The 20,314-nt window shown below is 56.5% G+C and carries 20 protein-coding genes and 1 pseudogene; 11 read left to right on the top strand and 10 right to left on the bottom strand.

Going from position 1 to position 20,314, the window contains the following annotated elements; all coding sequences use genetic code 11:
• Positions 1-75: 75 nt before the first annotated feature.
• Positions 76-831: a zinc ABC transporter ATP-binding protein ZnuC gene (znuC, locus tag HFD92_RS00755; RefSeq protein WP_009089732.1), complete on the top strand. Its 756-nt coding sequence runs from the start codon at positions 76-78 to the stop codon at positions 829-831.
• The gene (gene znuB / locus HFD92_RS00750; protein ID WP_009089730.1) at positions 828-1,613 is read left to right on the top strand and encodes a zinc ABC transporter permease subunit ZnuB; all 786 of its coding nucleotides are present in this window, start codon (positions 828-830) and stop codon (positions 1,611-1,613) included. Before znuC ends, znuB begins: the two co-directional genes overlap by 4 nt.
• Here znuB and ruvB read toward each other — a convergent pair.
• From ruvB to aspS, 6 genes are all read right to left on the bottom strand, one after another.
• Complete coding sequence (gene ruvB, locus HFD92_RS00745; protein ID WP_009089728.1) at positions 1,610-2,614, bottom strand: Holliday junction branch migration DNA helicase RuvB; 1,005 nt, start codon at positions 2,612-2,614, stop codon at positions 1,610-1,612. The genes znuB and ruvB overlap by 4 nt on opposite strands.
• An 8-nt stretch (positions 2,615-2,622) precedes the next feature.
• Positions 2,623-3,237, bottom strand: coding sequence for a Holliday junction branch migration protein RuvA (gene ruvA, locus HFD92_RS00740; RefSeq protein ID WP_009089727.1), 615 nt, complete (start codon positions 3,235-3,237; stop codon positions 2,623-2,625).
• Positions 3,238-3,332: 95 nt separating this feature from the next.
• Positions 3,333-3,860 carry a crossover junction endodeoxyribonuclease RuvC gene (gene ruvC, locus HFD92_RS00735; protein ID WP_009089725.1) on the bottom strand — a complete coding sequence of 176 codons (528 nt, stop codon included), beginning with the start codon at positions 3,858-3,860 and terminating at the stop codon, positions 3,333-3,335.
• A gap of 37 nt (positions 3,861-3,897) precedes the next feature.
• Positions 3,898-4,641 carry a YebC/PmpR family DNA-binding transcriptional regulator gene (locus tag HFD92_RS00730; protein WP_009089723.1) on the bottom strand — a complete coding sequence of 248 codons (744 nt, stop codon included), beginning with the start codon at positions 4,639-4,641 and terminating at the stop codon, positions 3,898-3,900.
• A gap of 277 nt (positions 4,642-4,918) precedes the next feature.
• A complete protein-coding gene (nudB, locus tag HFD92_RS00725; RefSeq protein ID WP_167428103.1) occupies positions 4,919-5,350 on the bottom strand; it encodes a dihydroneopterin triphosphate diphosphatase in 432 nt (143 codons plus the stop codon).
• Entirely contained in the window at positions 5,350-7,128 is a 1,779-nt protein-coding gene (gene aspS / locus HFD92_RS00720; protein ID WP_167428102.1) for an aspartate--tRNA ligase, read from the bottom strand. The genes nudB and aspS overlap by 1 nt, the downstream gene beginning before the upstream one ends.
• Before the next feature lie 211 nt (positions 7,129-7,339).
• Between aspS and HFD92_RS00715 the strand changes: the two genes are divergently transcribed.
• The 4 genes from HFD92_RS00715 to cmoB all read left to right on the top strand — a co-directional run bounded on the left by HFD92_RS00715 (position 7,340) and on the right by cmoB (position 10,402).
• The gene (locus HFD92_RS00715) at positions 7,340-8,161 is read left to right on the top strand and encodes a DUF72 domain-containing protein (protein WP_009089716.1); all 822 of its coding nucleotides are present in this window, start codon (positions 7,340-7,342) and stop codon (positions 8,159-8,161) included.
• A 70-nt stretch (positions 8,162-8,231) separates the two neighbouring features.
• Entirely contained in the window at positions 8,232-8,627 is a 396-nt protein-coding gene (locus HFD92_RS00710) for an MAPEG family protein (protein WP_167428101.1), read from the top strand.
• Positions 8,628-8,708: 81 nt separating this feature from the next.
• The gene (cmoA, locus tag HFD92_RS00705; protein ID WP_167428100.1) at positions 8,709-9,437 is read left to right on the top strand and encodes a carboxy-S-adenosyl-L-methionine synthase CmoA; all 729 of its coding nucleotides are present in this window, start codon (positions 8,709-8,711) and stop codon (positions 9,435-9,437) included.
• The gene (gene cmoB, locus HFD92_RS00700) at positions 9,434-10,402 is read left to right on the top strand and encodes a tRNA 5-methoxyuridine(34)/uridine 5-oxyacetic acid(34) synthase CmoB (protein ID WP_167428099.1); all 969 of its coding nucleotides are present in this window, start codon (positions 9,434-9,436) and stop codon (positions 10,400-10,402) included. The genes cmoA and cmoB overlap by 4 nt, the downstream gene beginning before the upstream one ends.
• A 4-nt stretch (positions 10,403-10,406) precedes the next feature.
• Here the strand turns inward: cmoB and HFD92_RS00695 are convergent.
• A pseudogene (locus HFD92_RS00695) lies at positions 10,407-11,031 on the bottom strand (LysE family translocator).
• 145 nt (positions 11,032-11,176) lie between these two features.
• On the opposite strand from HFD92_RS00695, the gene HFD92_RS00690 reads away from it, so the two are divergent.
• On the top strand, positions 11,177-12,274 hold the full coding sequence (locus HFD92_RS00690; RefSeq protein ID WP_009089706.1) for a glycerol dehydrogenase: 1,098 nt from the start codon (positions 11,177-11,179) through the stop codon (positions 12,272-12,274).
• 30 nt (positions 12,275-12,304) lie between these two features.
• Here the strand turns inward: HFD92_RS00690 and HFD92_RS00685 are convergent, their stop codons facing one another.
• Positions 12,305-13,153: a hypothetical protein gene (locus HFD92_RS00685; protein ID WP_167428098.1), complete on the bottom strand. Its 849-nt coding sequence runs from the start codon at positions 13,151-13,153 to the stop codon at positions 12,305-12,307.
• Positions 13,154-13,680: 527 nt separating this feature from the next.
• Between HFD92_RS00685 and HFD92_RS00680 the strand changes: the two genes are divergently transcribed.
• A complete protein-coding gene (locus HFD92_RS00680; RefSeq protein WP_046101997.1) occupies positions 13,681-14,679 on the top strand; it encodes a hypothetical protein in 999 nt (332 codons plus the stop codon).
• Positions 14,680-15,347: 668 nt separating this feature from the next.
• Here the strand turns inward: HFD92_RS00680 and cutC are convergent.
• Entirely contained in the window at positions 15,348-16,100 is a 753-nt protein-coding gene (gene cutC, locus HFD92_RS00675) for a copper homeostasis protein CutC (RefSeq protein ID WP_111207748.1), read from the bottom strand.
• An 85-nt stretch (positions 16,101-16,185) separates the two neighbouring features.
• Here cutC and HFD92_RS00670 point away from each other — a divergent pair, with 85 nt between their 5' ends.
• A complete protein-coding gene (locus tag HFD92_RS00670) occupies positions 16,186-17,331 on the top strand; it encodes a MalY/PatB family protein (protein ID WP_111207747.1) in 1,146 nt (381 codons plus the stop codon).
• Here HFD92_RS00670 and HFD92_RS00665 read toward each other — a convergent pair.
• Positions 17,328-17,888 (bottom strand): VOC family protein, encoded by a 561-nt coding sequence (locus HFD92_RS00665; protein WP_111207746.1) that lies wholly within the window; start codon positions 17,886-17,888, stop codon positions 17,328-17,330. The two genes, HFD92_RS00670 and HFD92_RS00665, sit on opposite strands and share 4 nt — an antisense overlap.
• Before the next feature lie 313 nt (positions 17,889-18,201).
• Between HFD92_RS00665 and HFD92_RS21715 the strand changes: the two genes are divergently transcribed.
• On the top strand, positions 18,202-18,324 hold the full coding sequence (locus HFD92_RS21715) for a hypothetical protein (RefSeq protein ID WP_009089698.1): 123 nt from the start codon (positions 18,202-18,204) through the stop codon (positions 18,322-18,324).
• A 211-nt stretch (positions 18,325-18,535) separates the two neighbouring features.
• Positions 18,536-20,266, top strand: coding sequence for an arginine--tRNA ligase (argS, locus tag HFD92_RS00660; protein WP_111207745.1), 1,731 nt, complete (start codon positions 18,536-18,538; stop codon positions 20,264-20,266).
• Positions 20,267-20,314 lie beyond the last annotated feature (48 nt).

The raw sequence follows: 20,314 nt of genomic DNA, 5'->3' as shown, positions 1-20,314 counted from the left end.
TGCGTCATTCCATCGTGACCATGAAGTGGAATGTGATATTATAACATTCGAAATTCTGTGCAACCTGTAAATACTATGACCTCACTTGTCACACTTGATAACGTTTCGATAAAATTTAACCAGCGCAATGTCTTATCGGGCGTCAGCCTGGCGTTGCAGCCTGGCCGTATTCTCACCCTGCTCGGGCCTAACGGCGCCGGTAAGTCTACGCTCGTCCGTGTGGTGCTGGGTTTGCTCGCCCCCACCAGCGGGACGGTTCAGCGCCATGCCGATCTGCGTATTGGCTATGTGCCACAGAAACTGCATATCGATCCAACGCTGCCGGTGACCGTCGAACGCTTTATGCGTCTGACCCGCGGCAGTAAACAGGCGGAGATCCTCCCCGCCCTGAAACGCGTGCAGGCGGGCCACTTACTCAACGCGCCGCTGCAGAAACTCTCGGGCGGCGAAACGCAGCGTGTGCTGCTGGCGCGCGCCCTGCTCAACCAGCCTCAGCTGCTGGTGCTGGACGAGCCGACGCAGGGGGTGGATGTCAACGGTCAGGTCGCCCTCTATGATCTGATCAATCAGCTGCGCGTTGAACTGAACTGCGGCGTGATGATGGTCTCTCACGACCTTCACCTGGTGATGGCCAAAACCGATGAAGTGCTCTGCCTGAATCACCACATCTGCTGTTCCGGTACCCCCGAAGCGGTGTCACAGCATCCCGAATTTATCGCCATGTTTGGTCCGCGCGGTGCGCAGGAGCTGGCGATCTACCGTCACCATCATAATCACCGTCACGACCTTCAGGGACGTATCGTTTTACGCAAAGGACAGAGTTCATCATGATTGAGTTGTTATTACCGGGCTGGATAGGCGGCGTGATGTTAGCGCTGGCTGCCGGCCCGCTGGGTTCGTTTGTCGTCTGGCGCAAGATGTCCTACTTCGGTGACACTCTGGCACACGCCTCCCTGCTCGGCGTCGCGTTTGGCCTGCTGTTTAACGTTAATCCCTATTACGCGGTCATTCTGGTGACGGTCTGCCTGGCGCTGGGTCTGGTCTGGCTGGAACGGCGCCCCCATCTGGCGATCGACACGTTGCTGGGGATCATGGCGCACAGCGCGCTGTCACTGGGTCTGGTGGTCGTCAGCCTGATGAAGAATGTGCGCGTCGATCTGATGGCCTATCTGTTCGGCGATCTGCTGGCGGTGACGCCAGACGATCTCTGGATGATGGGCGGTGGCGTGGTGGTCGTGCTGCTGGTGATGGCATGGCAGTGGCGATCGCTGCTGTCGATGACCATCAGCCCGGAGCTGGCGCAGGTAGATGGCGTCAATATTCAGCGCACCCGGCTGATCCTGATGCTTATCACCGCACTGACCATCGGCGTCGCGATGAAGTTCGTGGGGGCGCTGATTATCACGTCGCTGCTGATCATACCGGCGGCGACCGCCCGGCGTTTTGTTCGTTCGCCGGAAGGCATGGCAGCCGTCGCGGTGGTGATCGGGGTCATCGCTGTAACCGGCGGGCTGACCTTCTCCGCGTTCTATGATACGCCAGCCGGCCCGTCAGTGGTGCTGTGCGCCGCCATCCTGTTTATCTTCAGCATGGTGCGCAAGCCCGCCGTTTAATCTTCGCGCGTAATGCCGAAGTGACGATAAGCATGCTGCGTGGCGAGACGGCCACGCGGTGTGCGCTGAATGAAGCCCTGCTGAATCAGGAAGGGTTCAATCACATCTTCGATGGTTTCGCGCTCTTCACCGATGGCGGCCGCCAGGTTGTCCAGTCCGACCGGCCCACCCATAAACTTATCGATAATGGCCAGCAGCAGCTTGCGGTCCATATAGTCAAAACCTTCGCTGTCCACATTGAGCATATCAAGCGCACTGCAGGAGACTTCACCGCTCATCTCGCCGTTGGCCCGGACTTCGGCGAAGTCACGAACCCGGCGCAGCAGACGGTTGGCGATACGCGGCGTGCCGCGGGCGCGGCGGGCAATCTCTAACGCACCGTCATCACTCAGCGCCAGACCGAGACAGGCGGCGCTGCGGCCCACGATGTGCTGCAGATCCTTAACCTGATAGAACTCCAGTCGCTGCACAATGCCAAAGCGGTCGCGCAGTGGCGAGGTCAGTGAGCCGGCACGGGTAGTAGCACCAATCAGGGTAAACGGCGGCAGGTCGAGCTTAATCGAACGGGCTGCCGGGCCTTCACCAATCATGATATCCAGCTGATAATCTTCCATCGCCGGATAGAGCACCTCTTCCACGACCGGCGAGAGGCGGTGGATTTCATCAATGAACAGCACGTCGTGCGGCTCAAGGTTGGTCAGCATCGCCGCCAGATCCCCGGCTTTTTCCAGTACCGGGCCCGAGGTGGTGCGCAGGTTAACGCCCATCTCGTTAGCGACGATGTTCGCCAGGGTGGTTTTACCCAGCCCCGGCGGACCGAAGATCAGCAGATGATCAAGCGCATCACCGCGCAGCTGCGCAGCCTTAATGAAAATCTCCATCTGCTCACGCACCTGTGGCTGTCCGACATACTCATTCAGCAGTTTTGGCCGGATGGCGCGATCGATAATCTCTTCTTCGTTAACGCTGGCAGCGGAGACCAGACGGTCGGCTTCTATCATCACTTACCTCAAATGGCGGCGCGTAGCGCTTCGCGGATCAGGGTTTCACAATCCGCATCCGGTCGACCGACTTTACTGATCATACGGCTCGCTTCCTGCGGTTTATAACCCAGCGATACCAGCGCTGCAACCGCTTCCGCTTCCGCATCGTTGGTGTCCGCTTCCGGCCCTGGCGTGGTGAGTGTAAAGGCTGAATCACCGCCAAACAGGTCGCCGTGCATCCCTTTAAAGCGGTCCTTCATCTCCACTACCAGACGCTCGGCGGTCTTTTTACCCACGCCGGGCAGTTTCACCAGCGACGCGATCTCCTCTTTTTCCACCGCGGTCACAAACTGCTGCGCCGACATGCCGGAGAGGATCGCCAGCGCCAGTTTTGGCCCGACGCCATTCACTTTGATCAGTTCGCGGAACAGCGTGCGCTCCTGCTTGCTGTTAAAACCAAACAGCAGCTGGGCATCTTCGCGCACCACAAAGTGGGTAAAAATCACCGCTTCGTGCTGAAGTTCAGGCAGCTCATAAAAACAGGTCATAGGCATGTAAATTTCATAGCCGACGCCGTGTGCCTCAAGCAGCACCAGTGGCGGCTGCTTTTCCAGAATGTTGCCCCGTAAACGACCTATCACCTGAATGCTTCCTTAACTTACGAATGTGGCGGATTTTATAACATAAAAAAGGCTGGATGAATATCCAGCCTGAGAGTGAGACGGTGCCGCGGCCGTTAACCGGATCGCAATCGTCCGCGCGTGAGTACCAGCTTGCTGTCACTCATCCGCGTCGCATTCTGTGCCACGTGACAGTGCGTAATCGCAATGGCCAGGGCATCAGCGGCATCCGCCTGCGGGTTTGCCGGTAACTTCAGCAGGGTCCGCACCATGTGCTGCACCTGGCTTTTCTCGGCGCTGCCGATCCCAACCACCGTCTGCTTAACCTGACGGGCGGCATATTCAAACACCGGCAGGTCGTGGTTGACCGCTGCAACAATCGCCGCACCGCGAGCCTGACCCAGCTTCAGCGCCGAGTCAGCATTCTTTGCCATAAACACCTGTTCAATGGCGAAGTAGTCGGGTGCGAACTGGGTGATGATTTCGCAGACGCCCGCATAAATCAGCTTCAGGCGGGCGGGAAGCTCGGCGGTGTTGGTGCGGATACAGCCGCTGCCCAGGTAGGTGAGCTGGCGGCCAGTCTGACGAATAACCCCATAACCGGTGATGCGTGAGCCGGGATCGATACCCAGGATAATCGACATTACGCCTCTCCGGTTGAAGCGGTGATGGCCAACGCCATTACAGCGTTTCCGCCACCTCGTCGGAGATTTCACCGTTGTGATAAACCTCCTGCACATCGTCGCAGTCTTCCAGCATGTCGATCAGACGCAGCAGTTTCGGTGCGGTTTCCGCATCCATTTCCGCTTTGGTGGTCGGGATCATCGACACTTCTGCGGTATCCGCTTTCAGGCCGACGGCTTCCAGTGCATCACGCACGCTGCCCATCTCTTCCCATGCGGTGAAGACATCAATCGCGCCATCGTCGTAGCTAACCACATCTTCAGCACCCGCTTCCAGCGCCGCTTCCATGACCGCATCTTCATCCTGGCCTGGCGCATAGGAGATGACGCCTTTTTTGTTAAACAGGTAGGCCACGGAGCCGTCAGTTCCCAGGTTGCCGCCGGTTTTGGTGAAGGCGTGACGCACTTCGCCAACGGTACGGTTGCGGTTGTCACTGAGGCATTCAATCATAATGGCGGAGCCACCCGGACCGTAACCTTCATAGATGATGGTTTCCATGTTGGCGTTGTCATCGCCGCCCACACCGCGCGCGATGGCGCGATCCATGGTGTCACGCGTCATGTTGTTAGACAGTGCTTTATCCATCGCCGCACGCAGACGGGGGTTAGACCCCGGATCGCCGCCGCCCAGCTTGGCTGCCGTCACCAGTTCACGAATGATTTTGGTGAAGATTTTGCCGCGCTTCGCATCCTGCGCCGCCTTACGGTGTTTGGTGTTAGCCCACTTACTGTGTCCTGCCATTTTCTCTTCTCTCCGATCTTTTACAGGGTGCGGGCGATCTGGCTGCGATCCTGTCCTCCGGCGTAGCTCATACAGGTCGTAACCTGTCAGCCCGTGACGGGCGAGCCTGCGCGTCATCCTCGCGGTCAACCTGACGCGGGTGCCCTCTTGCTGGCGGGGAACATTGTCGCGGCGGCGATGACGCCCGACTGTTTAATAGTGTGGTGTCGTTGTGTTAACACTCACCAGACTCAACTTATCATCTCTCCGTCGCCGGAATAGCGTGCGGCGACAGGTTTCAGGCGAACTCTTCGATTGCCTGGCGGTTACTCCATGAACGGGTCAATGCTGCCGCCTCCGTCGCTGCCAGCCAGCGAAAGGCCAGATGTTCGGTCAGCCTCACATCGCGCTCCGCTGGCAGTTGCAGGCGAAACCAGTGCTCGTGATTATGGGTGACATCCGGTGCATAGCGATGGCGGAAATGGGGAAAGATTTCAAAGTCGATTTGACGCTGACAATCTTCCATCTCCAGACGCTCAGCCAGCACATCAATACCGACCTCTTCATTCACTTCGCGACAGGCGGTCGCCAGCGGAGACTCACCCGGCTCCAGGCTGCCGGTGACCGACTGCCAGAACGCGGGATCGTCACGCCGCTGCAGCATCAACACCCGGCCAGTATCACGCGCCGAAATCACTACCAGCACTGAAACCGGGTGTTTATAGCCCATTATTTATTCTCAGGCTTTTCTTTTTTAACCACCTGAATGCCCAGCTCCAGCAGGGAAGCCGGGTTCGCTTCGCTTGGCGCTTCGGTCATCATACAGGCGGCTGCCGTGGTTTTCGGGAAGGCGATCACGTCACGGATGTTGTCGGTGCCGGTCAGCAGCATGGTCAGACGGTCCAGACCAAACGCCAGGCCTGCATGCGGCGGCGTACCGAACTTCAGCGCGTCCAGCAGGAAGCCAAACTTCTCACGCTGCTCGTGCTCTTCAATACCCAGAATGCTGAACACCGTCTGCTGCATGTTGCCGTTGTGGATACGCACAGAACCGCCGCCCACTTCGTAACCGTTGATCACCATGTCGTAGGCGTTCGCCACGGCACGGGTCGGATCGGCCGCCAGCTCTTCGGCGCTCATCTCTTTTGGCGCCGTGAACGGATGGTGCATCGCGGCCAGACCGCCCTCCTCGTCCTCTTCGAACATCGGGAAGTCGATTACCCACAGCGGTGCCCAGGCGTTCTCGTCGGTGAGATTCAGCTCGCGACCGATTTTCAGGCGCAGGGCACCCAGTGCGTCAGCCACTACTTTAGCGCGGTCAGCACCAAAGAAGATGATGTCGCCATCCTGCGCGCCGGTACGGCTCAGGATGCCCTCAACGATCTCCGCATTCAGGAATTTGGCAACCGGGCTCTGCACGCCCTCCAGTCCATCGGCACGGACATTGACCTTCATCCACGCCAGGCCTTTCGCGCCGTAAATCTCGACAAACTTGCCATACTCATCAATCTGCTTACGGCTCAGCTGTGCACCGGTCGGCACGCGCAGCGCGGCGACGCGGCCTTTTTCATCGTTGGCCGGGCCAGAGAAGACCTGGAATTCGACGTTTTTCAGCAGGTCGCCTACGTCCACCAGCTCCATCGGGTTACGCAGGTCTGGCTTGTCGGAGCCGTAGCGGTGCATCGCTTCCGCAAAGGTCATCTGCGGGAACTCACCGAGATCCACCCCCTTGACGTCCAGCCACAGGTTGCGAATCAGACGCTCCATGGTTTCACGCACCTGTGGCGCGGTCATGAATGAGGTTTCAACATCGATCTGGGTAAATTCAGGCTGACGATCGGCACGTAAATCTTCATCGCGGAAGCATTTCACGATCTGATAGTAGCGGTCAAAACCGGACATCATCAGCAGCTGTTTGAACAGCTGAGGTGACTGCGGCAGTGCATAGAATTTCCCTTTGTGAACCCGGCTTGGCACCAGATAGTCACGCGCACCTTCCGGTGTCGCTTTAGTCAGCATCGGGGTTTCAATATCCAGGAAGCCTTCGTCATCCATAAAGCGACGCACAAAGCTGGTGATGCGGGCGCGGGTTTTCAGACGAGCCACCATCTCCGGGCGACGCAGATCCAGATAGCGATACTTCAGGCGCGCTTCTTCGCTGTTGGTCTGATTAGAGTCCAGCGGCAGGGGTTCAGAGCGGTTGATGATGGTCAGTTCCTGGGCGAACACTTCCACTTCACCGGTTGCCATGTCGCTGTTTTTGTTCTTCTCATCACGCGCACGCACGGTACCGGTAATCTGGATGCAGAATTCGTTACGCAGTTCAGAAGCCAGCTTAAACGCGTCCTGACGATCGGGATCGAAGAACACCTGTACGATGCCTTCACGATCGCGCATGTCGATAAAAATCAGACTGCCCAGATCGCGACGGCGGTTTACCCAGCCGCAAAGCGTGACTTGCTGACCCACATGAGACAGATTGAGCTGTCCGCAATATTCTGTACGCATAACACTATCCTTTTAACTTCGCCGCTGCAGCTGACAGCATCCGGCCGCGTTACCTGATGCGATGCTGTCGCAAAAATGGCGGCCATTATAATGGAAAAAGCCAGGCAGGATAAACATATCCGCGCCAAAGCACCGATTTCCTCTGTGCATTTGCCCCCCTGCCTGAGCCTGACAGATAATAGGGTATCTTAACCGGCCGCGAGGAGCGCGCGTGACACTGCGTATTGGCCTGCCCCAGTGGCAGCACTCTCACTGGAAACGCTGGGGCATTGAAAGCCTGGCGGACTATGCCCGCTATTTCCATTGTGTGGAGGGAAACACCACGCTGTATGCGCTGCCAAATGCTGAAACGGTGATGCGCTGGCGCGACATGACGCATGAGGCATTTCGCTTCTGCTTTAAGTTTCCCAACACCATCAGCCATCAGGCGGCGCTGCAGCACAGCGACGATCTGCTGACCGATTTTCTGCGCCTGATGGAGCCGCTGGCCGATCGCATCGGTCAGTACTGGCTGCAGCTGCCTGCCAGCTTCTCCCCGCCGCAGCTCGATGACCTGTGGCGTTTTCTCGACAGCCTGCCGCGCCGTTTTCACTACGGGGTAGAGGTGCGCCATCCCGCGTTCTTTGCCAAAGGCGAGGCGGAGCGGGCGCTGAACCGCGGCCTGCTGGCACGCGGCATCAATCGCGTGATGCTCGACAGCCGTCCGGTGCATGCTTCCACCTCACAGAGTCCGGCCGCGCTGGCCGCCCGCGCGCAGAAGCCGCGGGTGCCGCCCCACGCGCTGCGCACCGGTTCACAGCCGATGGTGCGCTTTATCGGCAGCGACAGCGTGGAAGAGAGTGTGCCGCTGTTTCAGATCTGGCGCAGCAAACTGGCCGAGTGGCAGCAGCAGGGTGACGCCATGCTGTTTCTGCACACGCCCGATATGGGCCAGGTTTTTCCACTGGTGCAGGCGCTGTGGCCGCAGCTGCAACAGATCGATCCGGCCATCGGTGACGGGCCAGACTGGCCGCAGCAGGCATCACTGTTTTAAACGCCATACGGGACAGCGTGCCGAACGCTGGATAGAATAGCCCCTCTTCTGAATGCGTACCGGAGTGACAATGATAAGCGCGTTATACGTGGTACTGGGTGCCTTACTGATCATGAAATTCACGCTGGACGTCGTGCGTTTCCGCCGTTTTTATCGCGTGGCCTATGGCGACGGCGGCTATCACGACCTGAAAATGGCGATTCGCATTCACGGTAACGCCATCGAAACCATCCCCCTGGCGCTGCTGCTGCTGGTCATGATGGAGATGAACGGCGCGGATATCTGGATGGTGCATCTCACCGCGCTGCTGTTTTTCATCGGCCGGTTTCTGCACGCCTGGGGATTACGCAACAGCGCAATGACCGGTCGCAAATATGGCATGATGCTGACGCTGTTTTCCCTCTGCGGCATGGTTATTTTTAACCTGATCTATCTCCCCTGGGATCTGGTGCTGTCGCTCCATTAAGCGGGGCGGGGTTAAGGGGTGCAGCCTGCCCCACTTTCTGCCAGAATAGCGCCCTTTCCGTCGTCTCTTCGGATTTTCGATATGTCTGACCGCGATCAACTCTTCTCAGCGCCCATTGCAAAACTGGGCGACTGGACTTTTGACGAGCGCGTGGCTGAAGTCTTTCCTGACATGATTCAGCGCTCGGTGCCTGGCTATTCCAACATCATTTCGATGATTGGCATGCTGGCAGAACGTTTTGTTACCCCGCAGAGCCGGGTGTATGACCTGGGCTGCTCACTGGGTGCAGCCACCCTGTCGGTGCGCCGCAACATTCATGTGCCGGGTTGTGAGATCATCGCGGTGGATAACTCGCCCGCGATGGTGGAACGCTGCCGTCGTCATCTGGATGCCTTCCGCGCCGATACGCCGGTGACGGTGCTGGAAGCGGATATCCGCGATATTGTGATTGAGAACGCCTCGCTGGTGGTGCTCAACTTCACGTTACAGTTTCTGGAGCCGCCTGCGCGTCTGGCGCTGCTGACGAAAATCTGGCAGGGACTGAAACCGGGTGGCGCGCTGGTGCTGTCTGAGAAGTTCAGTTTTGAAGATGCGGAAGTCGGTGAGCTGTTATTTAACATGCATCACGACTTCAAGCGCGCCAACGGGTACAGCGAACTGGAAATCAGCCAGAAGCGCAGCATGCTGGAAAATGTGATGCTGACCGACAGCGTTGAAGCCCACAAAGCCCGCCTGAAGCAGGCCGGTTTCCCGCACGCCGAACTCTGGTTCCAGTGCTTTAATTTTGGTTCACTGGTGGCGTTGAAATGATCGACTTTGGCCGTTTTTATCAGCAAATTGCGGTAGGTCCGCTGGCGAAGTGGCTGGAAGTATTACCGGCTCAAATCAGTGAATGGCAGCGGGAAAACCTGCACGGTCACTTCCGCGACTGGTACAAGTCGCTGGAGTATCTGCCGCTGCTCGCGCCCCAGAAGCTGGACCTGCTGCACAGCGTCACCGCCGACCGTGATGACATCAGCGATCGTCATCGTCAGGGCATTGAGAAATTACTGCGTAACCTGATGCCGTGGCGCAAAGGGCCTTACTCCCTCTATGGCACGCACATCAACACTGAGTGGCGATCTGACTGGAAGTGGGAGCGCGTATTGCCGCACATCTCCCCCCTGGCGGGCCGCACCGTGCTGGATGTGGGCTGTGGCAGCGGCTATCACATGTGGCGCATGATCGGTGCCGGTGCGCATCTGGTGGTCGGCATCGATCCGATGCAGCTCTTCCTGGTGCAGTTTGAAGCCGTGCGCAAGCTGCTCAATGACGATCGCCGGGCGCACATGCTGCCACTGGGGATCGAGCAGTTACCGGCACTGCAGGCGTTTGATACCGTCTTCTCTATGGGCGTGCTCTATCATCGTCGTTCCCCGCTGGATCACCTGTTACAGCTCAAAAACCAGCTGGTCAGCGGCGGCGAGCTGGTGCTGGAAACGCTGGTGATTGAGGGCGATGTGAATCAGGTTCTGGTGCCCGGCGAGCGCTATGCCCAGATGCGCAACGTCTTCTTTATTCCGTCAGCCGAGGCCCTGAAGAGCTGGCTGGAAAAAAGCGGGTTTATGGATGTGCGGATCGTTGATTTTGCCCGCACCACCACGGAAGAGCAGCGCCGGACCGACTGGATGACCAGCGAATCCCTGGCAGAGTTTCTCGACCCCGATGACGCCAGCAAAACGATTGAGGGCTACCCCGCTCCCCTGCGTGCCGTGCTGGTCGCCACCAAACCCTGACGTCTCAGCGGCGGGACAAGGCCAGTTTCGCCGCAAATCCAATAAACACGCAGCCGGTCAGGCGATCCATTACCTTCAGCACCGCAGGTTTTTGCAGATGACCGGCGAAAAAGTGGCTGCCGCCAATCAGCACCGCATTCCAGACCAGCCCCAGCAGCATGTGAGCCAGCGCCATCAGGCTGCACCAGAGCGGCACTGACGCTCCGGCCGGAATGAACTGAGGCAGAAAGGTGACGTAAAAGACCCCCACTTTTGGATTCAGCAGGTTGCCCATCAATCCCCGACTGAAGCAGGCCAGATAGCCCTGCTGCCGAACCGCGGGCTGAGCTACAGCAGGCGACTGCTGGCGCGGGGTGACCAGCAACCTGACGCCGAGATAGCAGAGCCAGGCCGCGCCGAGCCATTTCAGCAGGTTATAGGCGATCTCAGACGCCATCAGCAGCGCCCCCCAGCCCCAGCCCGACGGCGATCCCCCAGAGCAGACAACCCAGCGTCACACCCAGCGCTGTCGCCCAGGCGCGCTGCCAGCCCTGCGCAATGGCCGTTCGCAGCACCAGCGCGGTGTCAAACCCAGGCGTGAGCGTCAGAATGGTTATCGCAAACAGAAATGAAAAGAGCGTGGCGCTCATAATGATTCTCCATTGTTTCTCCCGATAAGGGGTGTTCAGGCAGCTTAACAGCCCTGACAGCGTAATGCGCGGGATCACCAGCCATGCCGGGCGGATTGTGCCAGGCTGGATCGGGTCGGGCTATTCATATTAAGGAGACGTGATTATGAGTAAATTTATTTTTTCATCACCCCGTAAATATGTGCAGGGCGCAGGTGTACTGGACGAGCTGGGAACGTTGCTGACTGAACTGGGCGATCAGGCTTTTCTGGTGGCGGATGAGGTTGTCTGGAAGCTGATTGGCGAACGGACGCAACAGACGTTGCAGTCCGCGGGAGTGAAATTCAGCTGGCAGCAATTTAACGGCGAGGCCTCCAGCAATGAGATCACCCGTCTCAGTGCGCTGGCGAAGCGCCAGGGTTGTAACGTGATTGTCGGGCTGGGTGGCGGCAAAACGCTGGACACGGTTAAGGCGGTAGCGGACGAACTTCAGCAGCCGGTAGCCATCGTGCCGACCATTGCCTCTACCGATGCCCCCTGCAGCGCCCTGTCGGTCATCTACTCTGACAGTGGCGTATTTGAGAGCTATCGCTTCTACAGCAAAAACCCTGATTTGGTGCTGGTGGATACGGCTGTCTGCGCCAGTGCGCCTGCGCGACTCTTTGCCTCTGGCATTGCCGATGGGCTGGCCACCTGGGTTGAAGCGCAGGCCGTGGCGCGTTCCCATGCGAAATCCATGGTCAATGGCGATCCGACCCTTGCCGGACTGGCGATTGCCCGTGCCTGCGAAGAAACACTGCTCAAGTGGGGTTACAGCGCCTATATCGCCGTGAGCGAAAAACGGGTCACGCCCGCCGTGGAAGCGGTGGTTGAGGCGAATACGCTGCTCTCAGGACTGGGCTTTGAAAACGGCGGGCTGGCAGCCGCTCACGCCATTCACAATGGTTTTACCGCCATTGATGGTGAAATTCATCATCTGACCCACGGCGAAAAAGTTGCCTATGGCACACTGACGCAGATGGTGCTGGAGCAGCGTCCGGACGAGGAAATTGCGCGCTACATCCGTTTCTATCGCTCTATCAACATGCCGACCACGCTTCGGGAGATGCATCTTGAAAATGAAAGCTGGGAGAATCTGGTGAAAGTGGGCGCTCTGGCCAACAGTGAGGGGGATACGCTGAAAAACCTGAATCCTCATCTGTCACCGGAAGATATTGCCAACGCCCTGCTGGCGCTGGATGCCTTTAGTCAGACAGTGAAATAAGCCGCCAACGGGCGATGATCCGATCGCCCGTTACTCCTCCGCCGCAGGCTGATCCCAGTACTCATATTTATAGGCAGAACTGAGGTGGCGTTCGATGGTGCCGCGCGTGAAAATTTCGGTCTCATGCAGGTAGCTCAGGGTGCAGTTACCGACCTCATCCCATGACTGGCACTCGTCTACCGAGCGGATCGTGCTTAGCGGCGTGCTGGCCGTGCCGTTCAGACGCACTTCACGCCATTGCGGATCGTAGGTGTAGTTGTCCGTGCTGCGGGCGGAAGTGGTGCGTGTCACCAGTCCCTTTGGATTCCAGTGATAGTGAAACTCGCCGTTGGTCGTCGGGTCGCTACCGCGCGCCACGCTCTTCTCCAGGCGCAACTGGCGATCATAGCGATAGGTCGTGTCGGTAAAACCGCTTTTTCCCATGCTGATAAATTTGTCAGAGGCGCTGGTGATATTGCCATGCTCCCCTTTCTGCCAGTTGATCGTCCCCTGTCGGTTGTCGACCACGACTTCCTTGCCCTCTTTCAGCACTTTCACCATCCAGGCATATTCCGCCACCCAGCCGCCCTGCACTCTGGCAATGTGCTGCTCCATACTGAGGATAACGTTGCGCTCATTTTTGTCATAGCTGACGTCAGCCACGGTCAGGTCGCCGCAGGCGTCAAACTGGCCCAGCACACGCTTTTGAGAATTCACATCCTTGCCAAATTCCCCCGCAATCACCTGCTTCACTGCGCCTTTGGCATTGCCGCCGAGCAGAATCAGGTTATTACTGTTGGTGATGGTTGTGCTCTGCGGCCGGCATGCGCTGGCCGCCACGCTGCCACTGCACAGCGCAGTCAGCAACAGGATGAGAGCGGCACTCTGATTGCGATTCATAGGGTCAGTTCCGGGCAACGTTGCTGTAAGTGTAAACCCTGCCGTGAAAAACAGCGGCAACCGGTGACGAATTGAAGCTGCCGCCCGGGGTTATGCCTGAAGCGGTGCGGTGATCTAAGCGTAACGGATAGCGCGGCGGTTTGCGTGGGTCTCTGCGGTAAAAGTCCCGGATGGCAGTGAATAATTTATCTGAACGACAGCTGCGCATTGTGCGGGTGGTCTACCCGGCTGATCGGCTTTAAGGGATATGAAAACACGCTGAAGCGGCGGCACGTATTTTCCTCGTCCGGATTCAGCAGGGAAAGCGAGGGAGCCATTCCGTATCAAACTGGATAGCAAGTATTGGGCTGAAAACCGTCAGACAGTTATTTTCAGGCTGTCGCTAGAATCGCCTCTGGCAGGGCTCAACACTTTTGCGTTGCTTAACGGAATTATTTATATTTACCCCAGCTTTTTATCCATACCGGTACTGCCGTCTGTCTGTATTACTCATCATGTCGGGTTTATAACGAACGGAGAAAGGAATCATGGCGCGTAATATTGCCCCCGGATATTGTGTTGTGGAGAGGCCCGGAACACTGGAATACCAGGCGCGAGAATTGTTCAGGGACGTTCAATCTCCAGCAGTCAGCCTGTTTATGAAACTTAATGCAGATACCCGCTATCTTAAGCCTGGGCAGATTCTGATTGTCGCTGATCCAGAGACACCCGCTCAAATCACCCTGCAAATGTTGCATTCACTCAGGCAGGCGAAAGACAAGACCAATAACGCCTTTACAGGGATTGATGGTGACGATGCCAGTTTTCTGCAAAAGCATTACGGTCTGATTGCCGCTTTGACTGGCGCGGGAGATAAGATTTTCAGCACAGCAGGCGATGCCGGTGAAAGATACTTCAGAGCCATTGAGCAAACTTTGACGAAAATTGAGGCCAGTTATCAGAATCAGTTCCGTTCGCAGGGAACGCTCATCAGCCAGCAGTTTTTCCTCGAGCGTAATCAGTTGCTAAACCAGCTTAGAGAACTGGTCAATAAGCCACTGTTAAAATCACTATCACGTTCTGTCGTTAAGTTCCGACAGTACGAAAATCTGAAGCGAGCCTTAAATCTTTCCAGTCGTTCAATCGTGCATGAGTGGTCAACGGTGGGCCTGGGCGGCATTCCCGGTTATTCATTCTATGTAGGCAATGCAGCCAGAGCGGCGCGATTCCTAAAATCCGGAGGATATATCGGAATAGGCTTTGCCTTTTTAGGAACCACAAACGAAGTCGCTAATGCCTGCAAGATTGGGCGAGAAGGTGAATGCAGTAAGATAGCATTTAAGGAATACGCTAAATTTGCCAGTGGTACATTTTCTGGCATGGCTGGAGGCACACTGGGTGCATCTGCTGGTATGGGCGTTTGCTTTGCAGTAGGTATAGTTACCGCTGGTGCCGGGGGGGTTGCCTGTGCTGCAGTGGGTTCGCTAGTCGGCGGGACCGCTGCAAGTGCAGTAAACGATTATTTTATGGATATGTGGTTACAATAATATGGAAAATAGGCTTTTTTATCTCGCTATGGGCTGTGCCCTTGTGCCTTTCTTTATTACCATTATACAGTTCGTGATCTTTTCCATTAACAAAGAGAAATATGAATCTTTGTTATCTTTTTACCATGATGCCAGGTTTGAATTACCACCCCTTTACAGGTTTTATGGGTCTATGGGTTTTTTGGGGTCGTTTGGCATGTCCTATTTCTTCTCAAGACTCAGAAAAGGAAAAAAGGTCATTTTTCAGCCCAGACAACACGTCGCTATTACCGAGCATCTGAAAGGCATGAACTACAACCTCACTGGATGGATTGATAATTACTATTACCTTTCACTCTTATCGCTGTTTTTGTATGCCGTTTTTTTAATAATTTCTTTAGTGAAAGCTATCATCACACAATTTTGAAATCCGCCTTTATCAGACGCAAAGAGAGCCAGAAATTCGTACGCGTAATGCATAGTCCTGGCCTTACTTGTACAGACTATTCAGTCAGAGACAGGTAGTGCGGTTTAAAGAAACCTCAGGCTTTTACAAAACCTGAGCCGACGCTGATTTGATCCTAAACCTTAATTTCAGACAAAAAGAACCCCAGCAAGCATACTGGGGTTTGGTACTTGCAAACACCACGTCAATGATCGGCGTGCTGCGCGGCAAAATCTGTTGTAGCTCAGGCGACCCGGACGCTGCTCATCTGCATCACGCTTTTCATCGCCTCAACCACATCGCCGTCGACACAGTAGCGGCTGAACTCGTCGGTTTCGGCTTCTGAACACATGGAAACACCCGCTTTGCGGTAGCGCATCGGCGAGGCCATCAGGCGGCTGGCCGAGCTGTGAACTTCGCGAATGCCCATATCGAGAAACTTTTGCAGGTTGCTGAGACGTACCCCGGCACCCGCCATAATAGTAGGACCCGTGCTGGTCTCATTAAGTTCCCTGAGTAATGCAATTCCGTTTTCGGCGCTCTGCTGCTGCCCGGAGGTCAGAATCCGTGCCACTCCCAGATCGGTTAATGTTTCCAGGGCGCGCTTAGGGCTGTGACAGAGATCGAAGGCCCGATGAAAGGTGACGCTCAGGCCGTCACACAGCGCCATAATCTGACGCATCTGCCCCTGATGAATATGGGCATCTTCATCCAGCATACCAATCACCAGCCCCGGGAAACCGAGTTCACGGATCAGCGTCACATCCGATTTCATCGCTTCAAATTCACGTGCGGTGTAACAAAAATCGCCCCCGCGTGGCCGGACAATAGGATGAACCGGAATCGAAACCGCCTGACGGGCCGCCTTCAGCATCCCCGCAGACGGGGTCAGACCGCCTTCGCGCGGGGCGGCACAGAGTTCAACCCGATCGGCACCCGCCTGTTGTGCGGTCACGGCGCAGTCCACGCCATAGCAGCAAATTTCCAGTGTGGTCATTCTCTTCTCCTTTACATGACTCTGGTTCAAGGCAGATTCATCAGTTAGTCTGGCTGCTGGAATGAGTTTACCGGGAAAGTTAACTATGACATTCAATTTCGACCAACGGATAGACCGCCGTCACAGCGATAGTCTCAAATGGAACAAATATGCGGACCAGGACATTCTGCCGTTGTGGGTCGCGGATACCGATTTCCGATCGCCGGATTGCATCATCAACGCGATAAAAGCCCGTGCCGAACATGGGATTTTTGGTTACGGCGACACGCCCGTTGAGTTTATCGACAGCGCGATCGCCTGGCTTGCCTCACGCTATCAGTGGCACGTAAATCCGGAGTGGATTGTGGTACTGCCCGGCGTGGTGAGCGGGCTGAACCTGGCTGTCCGTGCCTTTACGGCCTCAGACGAACGCACGATAGCGCCGACCCCGATTTATCCCCCGTTTCGCGGGGCGTCAAAGCTGGCGGAGCGTGCTCAGCTGAATCTGCCGCTGACCCTGAACGCGGGACGCTGGCTGCTGGATCTGACGGCAGCCGAGGGTGAGATGACGGGCAGCGAGCGGCTGTTAATGCTCTGCAATCCGCAGAATCCGGGCGGCACCGTCTATCGTCGGGATGAACTGCTGGCGCAGCTCGCCTTTGCGCAGAAGCACGATTTGATTGTCTGCTCTGACGAGATCCACAGCGATCTGCTGCTGGAGCCGGGTGTTCAGCACATCCCGTTTGCCAGCCTGAGCGAAGACGCCGCGCAGCGCAGTGTAACCCTGATGTCGCCGTCCAAAACCTTTAATATTGCCGGGCTTGGCGCATCCATCGCCATTATTCCGAATCCCGAACTGCGCGCGCGCTTTACGCGGTTGCGGCGCGGCATTGTGCCTGACGTCGATATTCTGGCGATTACGGCAGCGGCGGCGGCGTGGCGCGAGGGTGAATCCTGGCTGGACGCGCAGAACCTCTACCTGCGCAGCAACCGCGACTGGCTGGTGTCGCAGGTCAATAAAATGACCGGCCTGTCACTCGCCGCGCCGGAAGCAACCTACCTGGCCTGGATCGACGCCAGCGAACTGGGCGTCGCCAGCCCGGCGCTCTACTTCGAAAAACACGGTCTGGGCTTAACCGCAGGCCGGGAATTTGGCAATGACCAGTTTGTCCGGCTCAATTTCGGCTGCACGCGCGCGCTGCTTGACGAGGCGGTCGCCCGCCTGAAACGCGCGGTCGCCGCCCGGATTTAGTTCTGCTCGCTGGCGACAATCTCTTCCAGTCGCCACGGATGAAACTTGATTGTCGTCTGTCCATCCGTCACCGCCAGCGTCGGATTGGGCAGACGCTCATTCTCTCCCTTCGGCGCGCTGGTTTTAAACGAGATGCCCGGCTGCGTCAGTGCCGCGTCAGAGAGTAAGGCCATTGCGCGCATGCCCAGCGACTCAGGATCGCCGCGTAACACGACCTCAACGTGTTCCCAGCCTTCATGGCGATAGCGCTTTTCACCCGGCCACGGCAGTTCCACCACATCAATCTGACACCCTGCCACGGTGAAGGGTTGATCGAGCTTAAACAGACAAATTGGTCGCCCATTGATGACGGCGGAGGAAAATTCAGTGCCTATCTGCTGCAGACCCTTCTGCCAGCGTGCCGCCGTGGTGTCCTGATGACAGCGCACCGCGATATGGTCGATTTCGTGATCGCAAAGAGACAAACCCAGGCGCTGCGCAAAGTTTTGCAACGATTCTTCAAAACGCTCTAAATCTGACTTTAAATCATCCAATTCTGCCGGAAAAGTATGCTTCACAACCCTCATTCCTCTCTCTTTATTTAACATTTATGACCAGTCTGCTTTATTGTGCGCCGGGAGTTAAGCGTATTAAATGATAAGATTCATCTTATTTGACCGGAAATTTAACGCAAAACCGCATAATAACATCTTTCATTTCGGATTTATCTCCTGTTTAGGACCATGAGTTCCTTGATGAATGCATATTAAGCAAGTGATTTAATTAGAGTTCTTTAATACAATAAGATAACTCTCATTTCGGCGACGATCAATTGCAGCTCTCCCTGCCTTCCTATAAATTTGTCCTAACACAACCAAAAGGAATGGCTCTATGTCTATGCTCATCGTTGTCGCTGTCCTGATCGCACTGATGGGATTTGCAATTTCCCGCCACTGGAAGGTGCGTGAAGACAAAAGCGTTAAGAACCCCCGCCGTCATCTGAGACGTCGTTAATGCCTCCGGGAAACATCTTCTCTGGCTCTGTTTCCCCGCTTCATCCAGCTACTGACGCACACTGACATTTCACGTATACTTTCCCCCTCATTTTTTTCCGTTTTGTCTGCCTCATCCGTTTCTGCCCGTCCGTGACGCGATGCTGTCAGGCAAGATGATGACAGTCCGGCTTAGCAGGCTCGGGCGTTGTTCAGCTTATGAAGGTAACTCGGTGAATATTCAGGCACTTCTTTCCGCAAAAGTCAGTCAGGCAATGGTTTTAGCCGGCGCACCCGCCGATTGCGAACCGCAGGTTCGTCAGTCCGCCAGGGTCCAGTTTGGAGACTATCAGGCCAACGGTATTATGGCCGTGGCGAAAAAGCTGGGACAGGCTCCGCGACAATTAGCGGAAGCGGTGATCCAGCATCTCGACCTGACCGGCATCGCCAGCAAAGTCGAAATCGCCGGACCGGGCTTCATCAATATTTTCCTTGACCACGCCTGGCTGGCGAAGCATGCCCGTGAAGCCCTGAGTCTGCCGCGTCTGGGCGTGCAGCTGGCTGAGCCTCAGACGATCGTAGTCGACTACTCTGCGCCTAACGTCGCCAAAGAGATGCACGTGGGCCACGTCCGTTCCACCATCATTGGTGATGCCGCCGTTCGTACGCTGGAGTTTCTCGGCCATCAGGTGATCCGTGCGAACCACGTCGGCGACTGGGGCACTCAGTTCGGCATGCTGATCGCGTTCCTGGAAAAGCAGCAGAACGAGAACCACGCAGAGATGGCGCTGGCCGATCTCGAAGCCTTCTACCGTGAAGCCAAGCGCACCTATGACGAAGATCCTGAGTTTGCCGAGCGCGCACGCAGCTACGTGGTGAAATTACAGGGTGGCGATCCTTACTGCCGTGAGATGTGGAAGAAGCTGGTCGACATCACGATGAGTCAGAACCAGAAGATTTATGACCGCATGAACGTCACCCTGACCCGCGACGATGTGATGGGTGAGAGTCTTTACAACGATATGCTGCCTGGCATCGTGGCTGACCTGAAGCAGAAAGGGTTAGCCGTCGAGAGTGAAGGCGCGACCGTGGTGTTCCTGGATGAGTTCCAGAACAAAGAAGGTGAGCCGATGGGCGTCATCATCCAGAAGAAGGATGGTGGCTACCTCTACACCACGACCGATATCGCCTGTGCGAAATATCGTTATGAGACCCTGAAAGCTGACCGTGTTCTTTACTACATTGACTCCCGTCAGCATCAGCACCTGGTGCAGGCCTGGACTATCGTGCGTAAAGCCGGTTATGTTCCGGAGTCGGTGCCGCTCGAACACCATGCCTTTGGCATGATGCTGGGCAAAGATGGCCGTCCGTTCAAAACCCGCAGCGGTGGCACCATCAAGCTTTCCGACCTTCTGGATGAAGCTTATCAGCGTGCTTACACGCTGGTGCGCGAGAAGAACCCGGAGATGAGCGAAGCGGAAGTCAAAACGCTGGCGGAAGTGGTCGGGATCAGCGCGGTGAAATATGCTGACCTTTCAAAGAGCCGCACCACCGACTACATCTTCGACTGGGACAACATGCTGGCCTTCGAGGGTAACACGGCGCCCTACATGCAGTATGCCTACACCCGCGTACTCTCGGTGTTCCGCAAGGCGGGTATTGATGCCGATTCGCTGGATGCAGAGATTGTCATCAGCGAAGAGCGCGAAGCCCAGTTGGCGACCCGCCTGCTGCAGTTCGAAGAGATCATCACTCAGGTTGCCCGTGACGGCACTCCCCATGTGATGTGTGCCTATCTCTACGATCTGGCCGGTCTTTTCTCCGGCTTCTACGAGCACTGCCCGATCCTGACGGCAGAATCAGAGTCAACCCGCCTGAGCCGGCTGCAGCTGGCTGCGCTGACCGCGAAGACGCTGAAGCAGGGTCTGGATACGCTGGGCATCGACACCGTCGAGCGCATGTAATCGTCGCGACGGAGAGGGCCTTCCCTCTCCTTCGCTGACCGCTCCTGC

Source organism: Pantoea sp. EKM101V, assembly GCF_011800325.1.
Lineage (GTDB): Bacteria > Pseudomonadota > Gammaproteobacteria > Enterobacterales > Enterobacteriaceae > Pantoea > Pantoea anthophila.
This window is presented reverse-complemented; position numbering and strand designations above follow the sequence as displayed.